Here is an 8,754-nt window from a genome sequence, read left to right on the forward strand (position 1 = left end):
GTAACCACTCCTCCCCGACCTTACCAAAGGTGATGACATTAGAGGCAGTATCATGTTCAAAACAGAAATCATTGTCTTTAAAGTCATCTCTGACTTGTCGTGCCTTTTTCAGCGATAAATCAGGATAAAGACCTAGCTGAATGCGTCGACGTTTTTTAGTTTGTGGATCTGTATAGCGATAGCACCAAGATTTTCTTCCACTCGGCTCAATCTTCAGGCTAAGCCCATCTTCATCGGATAAAAAACAGGTTTTTTCCTTGCAATGAGCTTGGCGAACTTTAATTTCAGTAAGACTCATGGAATTTAAATGAAACCTAATAAGGGGTTGATTGGATCAATTATATCAAAATAGAACGCTTTATATATGATGCGTACACTACGCATCATATATATTTGTAATATATTGTTTTATATATTTAATATTTTAAGTATTTGTATTTTAGTAACCATTATAAGTACCACCTCTTCTTTAAGTTCCCAACAACTCACTTTTTCTGTCATCAATGTTAAATAAGTCTTGTGCTTTAAATTCTTAGATGACCTCCTCTACCCTTTATTATCATTTTTATAAAAGTAACTATATGTACTCATTAAAATTTGTAGAGCTCAAAAACAAAAAAGACCGCTATATAGCAGTCTTTTAACTTAATTAAATAATAATTAATTCATTTTCATCATAAGTGCATAAGCATCACGTTTGTTTTGACGCAATGATTCTATCTCGGACTTCGTCAGCTGTTTTACGAGAGTTGAGGATATACTTTGCTTCCCACTCTGTGAGCCTTTCGAAATCGTACCCGTAAATCGATTTCCACCATGCTTCAAGATTACCATATACATCCCTCAATTGCTGAAGAGTTTCTTTACTTAGAGCTAATTGTGATGAGTATTGTTTACCCGTCAGTGCATATGCTCCAATAACTTTATTCGTCCCAGTTGTTTCAATATGACCTTTTAATGCTGCAAAAGTACCACCTTGGGTCTGGGTATCATCAACAATAATAACACATTTATCATTGTTTATTGTCCCATCAAATGCTGGTGGGTTGGCTAATCTATGCCACCCATCACCGCCAGTTCTTGATACTTTTATAGCTTGAACTATATTCGTATCAACTTCAAGCCCAAGTTTCTTTGCTATAACTGCTGAAGTAGCTAAAGGAATCATATTACGACCGACTGCTTCCTCAGCATGTACAGGTACTATAATAGTTTCCCGACCATCGATAATTCTTTCTAGTTCAGCAATCGCCTCATCCGAAACTAAATCTTTAGCTAAAATATACGCACTTTCAACATCCCCTGCTTTAGCAGCTTCATACATGTAATGAGAGGTTGCATCTCCAAGACCACGGTCAATAACCGTTTTAGGAAGCATATTCCAATCTGTGCGATATAACTTCATATTTTTAAATAAGTTTTAATGATGGCTAGCATTAAATTTTACACTAAATTTACCGCTAGCATCTCTTGGATATTATTTTTCGTATCAGGCAGCACTCTCAAAAGCCGTTTGTTTGGACAGTCCCCATGATCATACACGAGGCAGCTTCAAATACTTATGGGCCCATCCTATCCAGTTGTATCTTCTTGCATCACATGAATATTGTATACTCATTTTGACTACTTGAAAATTATGGAACAACGTCAATAAAAACAATAACTCTAGAGTCTTTAGTCGACATTCCTAAAAAGGTAAATTCAACATTTCTTTCCATATCATTTCTTTGTGTCTCTGGATGAACAAAAGAAACATAGCTTATTTCAAAGAATCGGGCTAGGGTTTTTATGCCAATGATTTTGTTCTCTTCATTAGCAATTAAAACATCTAATTCCAGATCAAACTCTTCTAATTATTTAATTAAATCTTTAACTTTCATTTTACTATCAACCTCTATGAATTATTTAAAAAATTAGCACAATGAAACTTGTGAAAAAAATGGATTTGCACAAAATTTTTTAGCAAAAAAAAGCATAGCAACCAGAAAAATCGTTCCAGCAATCAACAAAAATATCCCCGTGTGCTTCCAGTTTACAACATTTTGACTACCACACTGCCCACAGTAGTAATAATAGCCTTTGATACGGCCACCGCATTCAGGACAATTTTTATGATTAATGAATAAGTTACTCAACGTCTCTTCTCCAAAATTCTTATTATCAAGTTGTAAGTGAAGATAGCACACATTTATAAAAATGTCTTTTTTAAAACATCAAAAGATGTTATAAAAAAGACATTCGCTACTTTAGGATAACTTTTAAGATGAATTTAAATCTCCTTGATGAAGAATCAATCCAACCTTCTGAACCCACGCCATGTGATTTTTTCAAAGGTGAAAATGCTATCAAAAAAGCTAAACAGTTAGGATTACCTGATCTCGAGTTAGTCAGAAACGCAATTATGATCGGTGATGCTGACTATAGAACAAATACTCACTATAACCGTGCACGCTTTATTGCACGATGGGGAAAAATTGGAGAACAGATTGCTTTACTGCTTCGACAATCTGATCCTGCTTGGATATTCCACAATGACAGCCAGCCAAGAATTGAGAATACAGTAAAGAAAATACAAATTATCTTTATGAGCGGGAATATTGCATTGGGGTTAGCTGATCAAGTTGTATCAGCACACTGTGAAAAAGGATTAATGACATTAAATAATATTAAGGAGAATCAGTCTGCTTATGATGATGAGACAAAATTGAGAACATGGATTTTATACTTTCCTTCAGCATCACATCCAGCCTATAAAGACATTGATATCCCAAATATTCCTTTTGAATTTGCATACCCAACTAGCTTCGTACAGGACTTAAAAGCGAAAAAAATTTCAATTTTACCAAGTGACCATACTTGCAGAATTGCATTTGAAATAGATAATACAGTTCCTGTAAAAACTGATCCTAAGCCAGTATTGGAACCATCTAATGAAATTAAACCAGATGATTTTGATATTCAGCTTGTAGTTTAATCTGAGGTTAATGTGTTTAATAAAGATCGTTTACGTATTGCTAAAGAATTACGAGGACTTAGCAATACCGATTTCGCAGAAAAATTGAGTTGCTCTATCTCTAAGGTAAAGCAACTTTTAGACGTGGATAAAGAAATCAATGAAAATGATCAAGATGATATATGCCGTGTATTAAATTTACCCAAGTCATTCTTTGCAGGTAATGACACACAACCACATGAAACAGACCAAATCTTCTATAGATCGGTTGCTCGTATTAAAGCACAGCATAGAAAAGCTAATGAGGCATATACTCTTTTAGCAATAAATATTAACAAGTACTTAAATCAGAAAGTAAAGTTACCTACTTTTCACCGTCCTGATTTAGATATTACTGAGTTTTTGGGTGAATCTAAGTATGCCGATCACCTAGCGTCAGAGTTGAGAGGTTTATGGGCTTTAGGTAATCAACCTATTAATAACATTGTTTCGTTGTGTGAGCTAAAGGGAATCCGTGTCTTTAGATTACCGACTGAAATTCGAGAAATTGATGCACTATCTTTTTTTGATGATGAAAGTGGTAGCCCTTTCATATTTCTAAATACATTTAAGTCTGCCGAAAGAGCCCGCTTCGATTGTGCACACGAACTTGGTCATATCGTTATGCATACGCATAACAAAAAAATTCGTGTCGAGAAAGATAATCGTGTTCTCGAAACTGAAGCGGATCAATTTTCATCTGAATTTTTAATGCCAACAGATGCATTTCTTTCTACTGCTCCACGCTATTTTTCACTAGAAAATATGATTGAGTATAAAAAGATTTGGCGAACATCCCTGAAGGCTATTAACTATAAAGCTCACAAGCTGGGATTAGTTAGTGATTGGGTTAATCGTAGTAACTCTATAAAGATCAATTCGTTGGGCTACAACATTAATGAACCTGAAGAAACTCATCGAGATGAGAGTTTGATGTTGCCCAAAATTATCTCTGTTTTAGCCTCACAACCATCTTTTGATAAAAATAAAATGCTTGATGAAATTGGAATCTCTGAAGAAGATTTTAATCAATTAACATTTGATGCTTTAGCTAAAGTTGAGCCCCCGAAGAAAAAACATAAGTTATATATTGTCGAGTAATACAAACCTTCCTTAAAAATAATGCGCCTTACGGCGCACTATTTATGCAAAATCCTGATTAATTTTTTTATGACTTCACGCCCAACGTAGTTTTGCATCCCATAAGTCATACTGAAAATGTAACTTGCCCCATCATGACTTTTTTCATATAGCCTACTTGAACTGACACCATAAATCCCATGTGTTCCATAAAGCATCGTATACAATTTCAGATAAATTCTTTAGTTATGTGATCAGGCTATGTGCTCAAATTACCTATTTCCAAATAAAAGAAATTTGACACTCTTAGGTGTCGATACAAGCCAGTTTGATCTTGAGCTTAAGGATCATGTATTCCCTTCCTATCATGCTCCAATCATTCTGAACGGCTCAGATCACTTAGAGCTTGATATTGCAAAGTTTGGATTACTACCGAGCTGGGCGAAAGAATTGAAGTTCAGCAGTCATACTTATAACGCCAGAACTGAGTCTGTAGCAGATAAGCCTAGCTTTCGACATGCTTGGAAGTACAGCAAGTTCTGCCTAGTCCCAGTACAAGAATTTTATGAGCCGAAATACATCAATGGCAAGCCACACTGGTACACCATCAAGCGTAAAGATGATCAGCCTTTTACTGTTGCAGGGATCTATGATGATGCAGTGATTAATGGCAATAAGGTACGTTCCTTTTCAATGTTGACCATCAATTCGGACCATCACCCTTTTATGAAACAATTCCATGCACCGAAGGATGAGAAGCGATCCATCATCGTTATTCCAGAACAGTACAGAAAAGACTGGCTAACAGCCGATCATGAACATGCGCATGAATATTTCTTTCAAATGCCCGATGAATTCGTCACATTTCCACGCGATGAGCAGAAACAAAACGTCTTATTCTGACGCATCCTTGTTTATCCACAACTTTTTAAATTTGAATTTTAAACGCTGTTAGTAATATCCTATTTAAACAAATTCTACTTCCAAACACGCCTCGTAGCGTAGGAGTATCTCATGTCTAAGAAGTTGCCTATTTACTTCTCTGACGACGCATGGTCATCTTTACAAGAGCTCATGGGTCCAGAGGGTAAACCAAGTCCTACCATCAACACCGTGCTTGAACAAATCGCTGTTCAAAATGAGCTTGTTGAAAAATTAGGGCTTACTGCTGTCCTACCCAAATCCAAAGTATCTATTCCCGTCTCTTTAGAGCGTATTCCTGCAGGTCCGGCCTTCAGCACCAAGGATGAGCAAGACAAAGCACTCGATCTGAATGAGTTCCTGATTCACAACCCTATTTCTACTTTTATTGCCTATGTAGACAGTGAATCCATGCTCGATGCTGGCCTAGAGATTAATGATCCAATCATTATTGATCGCAGTATTGAAGTCAAGCATTACGATATCGTGGTTGCCCTGATTGATGACAATGCCTCGACCATTAAGCGGCTGATGATCACCAATAAGATGGCCAAGTCTGAAATCAAAGAAATATTTGGAGATGAAGATTATCCGCTTCCAGAACTTTGGTTGAAGGCTGAAAATTCGAATTACAATCACATCATTCCTGATGATAGTCAGACCATATCAATCTGGGGTGTGGTGACTTTTAATTTAAAGCGTATTTATCACCGCTCATAAAAAGAAGAATAACCATGCAAAGTGAAAATGAAATATTCGCGTTAGTCGACGTGAATAATTGCTACGTCTCGTGTGAGCGTGTGTTTAATCCTGCCTTGAATGATCGCCCAACCATTGTGCTCAGCAACAATGACGGCTGTGCCGTGGCCAGAAGCCAGGAAGCGAAAGACTTAGGCATCAAGATGGGTGTTCCTGTATTCCAAATTAAAGAGCTGATCAAACAACATAACATTCAGGTGCTATCCAGTAATTTCTCCTTATATGGCGAAATGTCCAAGCGCTTTATGGAGCTGCTTGGGGACTATGTTGCACCAGGAGATCAAGAGGTCTATTCCATTGATGAATGCTTTCTGAAGCTCACAGCTTACGAGCATCTATTTGACCTGACTGTATATGCTCAAGACATGAGGGCTAAGGCTTGGCGTTGGTTAGGCCTACCCTGCTGTATTGGAATTGGTCGCTCTAAAACCGAAGCCAAGATTGCCAATCATCTCGCCAAGAAAAACAAGTTCTTCAATGGGGTCTGTAATCTGGCCCATATGGACCCATGCTCTGCAGAAACGCTACTCGCGCAGGTTGATGTGTCTGAGGTTTGGGGCGTAGGCAGACAGAACTGTAAGAAGCTCAATACTATGGGTGTTCAATCTGTGCTGGATCTGATCAATGCCAATCCTAAAGAAATCAAAAAGCAGTTTAGTATCGTGATGGAAAAGACGGTGCTTGAGCTACAGGGCCTTTCTTGTATTGACCTTAGTGATGATACTGTAGCGAAGAAGCAAATCATCAGCAGCCGTTCATATGGCAACCCAGTGTATGAAATGGATGACATTAAAGCTTCGGTTCGGCTTTATGTGGCCAGAGCCGTGAAACGAATGCGGGAAGATGGCTCAATCTGCAAGATGATCGGCGTGTATATCCAAACCAGTCGCTTTGATAAGACAGAGCGCTACTCGCCTTACATCGTCGTTCAAATGCATGAGCATACGGATGATCTACTGCTCATCACCAAGGCCGCGATGAAAGGCATCGATCAGATATTTAAGAAAGGCTTTAAGTATAAAAAGGCGGGAATCGTGCTGCTCGAAATTACAGATCAATCCAAGTTTGTGCCCGATCTATTCACGGACTATTCACATAAGCAAGAGCGAGAAAGGCTTTCAGATGCCATCGAAGCCATCAGTGAACGGTTTGGGAAGAATCTCGTCACGCTAGGCATTGCCAACAATAAAGAAGCCACATGGCACATGAATCAAAACCTTAGATCACCTTCGTATTTAACCAAATGGTCTGACTTACCAAGAGTAGGATAAAAACATGCACTTATTTAAATTAACTGACGAACAACTCGCACAAATTCTTATCCCGAAACGATTTGTACCACCTACTCCACCTGAACATGAAGGCAAGAATATGGTCTATGTATTTGATAGTGAGGATAAGTTTGAACTGACTTATGATGAGCTGGTGGAAATCATTAGCAAAGCTAGAATGGCTGGTCCGAAGTTGATACCTGTCTTAGGCACCGTGAATTAAATTGTGCAGTGTTCGCACGCCACTTGAAACATAACTTGATTGGAAATGAATTTGGGCTGAGAAAAATTCAGTTCAAATTTAACCTGACGGGCACACTAAAAAATGGGTAATTGTCAGATCGAGTTTGGACTACAACACTTTAGCTCATCGATTTACCAAAGTGCTAATCTTTACACTATTGTCTAAAATCCAGTGACCAAATTGTGATGCTAAAGCTTTTAAATTCCCTTTATTATGAATCAAAGTTAGTATGATGCTTTTCATAAAGACAGTTTACTTATAACCAGAGAGATTTTTAAACGAGCCTGTAAATTATTTTGTGTAAGTTCTATTTTTTATAAATGATCTTTTAATCGATCATCGAACTGAATCGTAAACCAATTCATTGCTAAACGCCAATTTTGAATTGGCATTGTCCATTTCTTAGCAGCATTGGTTGTTGCTAAGTAAATGACTTTTTTGACTGAATCATCTGACGAGAAGATCTTTCGCTTCTTGGTTGAATGGCGAATTACGCTATTCAACGATTCAATTGCATTGGTTGTATAAATCGCATGACGTATTTCAGCTGGATAGCTAAATATTGTACGGATATTTTCCCAATTGGCTCTCCAGGATTCTCCAATTTTCGGATATTGATGATTCCATTGATCACAGAAGATATCTAGAGATTTTAAGGCATTTTCTTCTGTACTTGCTTGATAGATCGCTTTTAGACCAGCTGTAACAGCCTTGTAGTCTTTCCAGCTTACAAATCTCAGGCTATTGCGTACAACATGCACGATACACAGCTGAATGTCCGTATGAGGATAAACAGAGGCAATGGCATCAGGAAAGCCTTTTAACCCATCTACACAGGCAACAAGAATGTCCTGTACCCCTCGATTTTTGAGTTCTGTCATGACGGATAGCCAGAATTTGGCACCCTCTGTCTGAGCAATCCACATACCGAGTAATTCTTTTTGCCCATCCATATTGATGCCCAAAGCAAGGTATACAGACTTGTTAATCACATTGGAGTGTTGACGGACTTTTACAACAATACAGTCGAGATAGACGACTGGATACAGACTATCTAATGCTCTATTTTGCCACTCAGTCACTTGCTCAATCACAGCATCGGTCACTTTGCTTATAAGTGATGCTGAGACATCTGCATCGTACATTTCTTTGAAAAATGCGACAATTTCTCTATTGGTCATTCCTTTGGCATACAGGGAAAGAATTTGGTCATCCATACTGGTAATGCGTGTTTGATGTTTTTTGATAATTTGTGGCTCAAATGAACCTTCCCGATCACGTGGAATATCTAAAGCCAATTGCCCATCTTGAGTTGAAACAGTTTTTGAGCTAAAACCATTTCGGCTATTTGAGCCTTTTTTCGGCTGATGCTTTTCATAACCAAGATGATCTGAAAGCTCTGTATTGAGTGCAGTTTCGATCATGAACTTTTTAAATATGGCGGTCATTTGGTTTAAGTCTTCTGGTGTTTTTAGACCCTTAGCCAA

General features: G+C 37.8%; 9 protein-coding genes. 6 read left to right on the forward strand and 3 right to left on the reverse strand.

Going from position 1 to position 8,754, the window contains the following annotated elements:
• Nucleotides 1-298, reverse strand: a 298-nt coding sequence (locus J500_RS16120) for an Arm DNA-binding domain-containing protein (protein ID WP_034700584.1), incomplete at its 3' end; no start/stop codon positions are given.
• Nucleotides 299-691: 393 nt separating this feature from the next.
• Entirely contained in the window at nucleotides 692-1,405 is a 714-nt protein-coding gene (locus J500_RS16125) for a phosphoribosyltransferase (protein WP_004992178.1), read from the reverse strand.
• A gap of 858 nt (nucleotides 1,406-2,263) precedes the next feature.
• Here J500_RS16125 and J500_RS16135 point away from each other — a divergent pair.
• The 6 genes from J500_RS16135 to J500_RS16160 all read left to right on the forward strand — a co-directional run bounded on the left by J500_RS16135 (nucleotide 2,264) and on the right by J500_RS16160 (nucleotide 7,246).
• Nucleotides 2,264-2,974, forward strand: a complete 711-nt coding sequence (locus J500_RS16135) for a hypothetical protein (RefSeq protein WP_001052588.1) — start codon at nucleotides 2,264-2,266, stop codon at nucleotides 2,972-2,974.
• 12 nt (nucleotides 2,975-2,986) lie between these two features.
• Nucleotides 2,987-4,093, forward strand: coding sequence for an ImmA/IrrE family metallo-endopeptidase (locus J500_RS16140; protein ID WP_000482094.1), 1,107 nt, complete (start codon nucleotides 2,987-2,989; stop codon nucleotides 4,091-4,093).
• Nucleotides 4,094-4,333: 240 nt separating this feature from the next.
• A complete protein-coding gene (locus tag J500_RS16145) occupies nucleotides 4,334-4,975 on the forward strand; it encodes an SOS response-associated peptidase (RefSeq protein WP_002046584.1) in 642 nt (213 codons plus the stop codon).
• Between the two features lie 111 nt (nucleotides 4,976-5,086).
• Entirely contained in the window at nucleotides 5,087-5,713 is a 627-nt protein-coding gene (locus tag J500_RS16150) for a LexA family protein (RefSeq protein ID WP_004658359.1), read from the forward strand.
• Between the two features lie 14 nt (nucleotides 5,714-5,727).
• On the forward strand, nucleotides 5,728-7,023 hold the full coding sequence (locus J500_RS16155) for a Y-family DNA polymerase (protein ID WP_034700591.1): 1,296 nt from the start codon (nucleotides 5,728-5,730) through the stop codon (nucleotides 7,021-7,023).
• A gap of 4 nt (nucleotides 7,024-7,027) precedes the next feature.
• Complete coding sequence (locus tag J500_RS16160; protein ID WP_000550047.1) at nucleotides 7,028-7,246, forward strand: hypothetical protein; 219 nt, start codon at nucleotides 7,028-7,030, stop codon at nucleotides 7,244-7,246.
• Nucleotides 7,247-7,581: 335 nt separating this feature from the next.
• Here J500_RS16160 and J500_RS16165 read toward each other — a convergent pair.
• Nucleotides 7,582-8,754: IS256-like element ISAba26 family transposase (locus J500_RS16165; RefSeq protein WP_034700592.1), on the reverse strand; the 1,173-nt coding region annotated here is incomplete at its 5' end.

This window comes from Acinetobacter sp. 479375, from assembly GCF_000581715.1.
GTDB classification, from domain to species: Bacteria; Pseudomonadota; Gammaproteobacteria; order Pseudomonadales; family Moraxellaceae; genus Acinetobacter; species Acinetobacter ursingii.

Coding starts and splice junctions, on each gene's coding strand:
- J500_RS16150 (WP_004658359.1), top strand. CDS start 5,087: ATGTCTAAGAAGTTGCCTATTTACTTCTCTGACGACGCATGGTCATCT.
- J500_RS16125 (WP_004992178.1), bottom strand. CDS start 1,405: ATGAAGTTATATCGCACAGATTGGAATATGCTTCCTAAAACGGTTATT.
- J500_RS16135 (WP_001052588.1), top strand. CDS start 2,264: ATGAATTTAAATCTCCTTGATGAAGAATCAATCCAACCTTCTGAACCC.
- J500_RS16155 (WP_034700591.1), top strand. CDS start 5,728: ATGCAAAGTGAAAATGAAATATTCGCGTTAGTCGACGTGAATAATTGC.
- J500_RS16145 (WP_002046584.1), top strand. CDS start 4,334: ATGTGCTCAAATTACCTATTTCCAAATAAAAGAAATTTGACACTCTTA.
- J500_RS16160 (WP_000550047.1), top strand. CDS start 7,028: ATGCACTTATTTAAATTAACTGACGAACAACTCGCACAAATTCTTATC.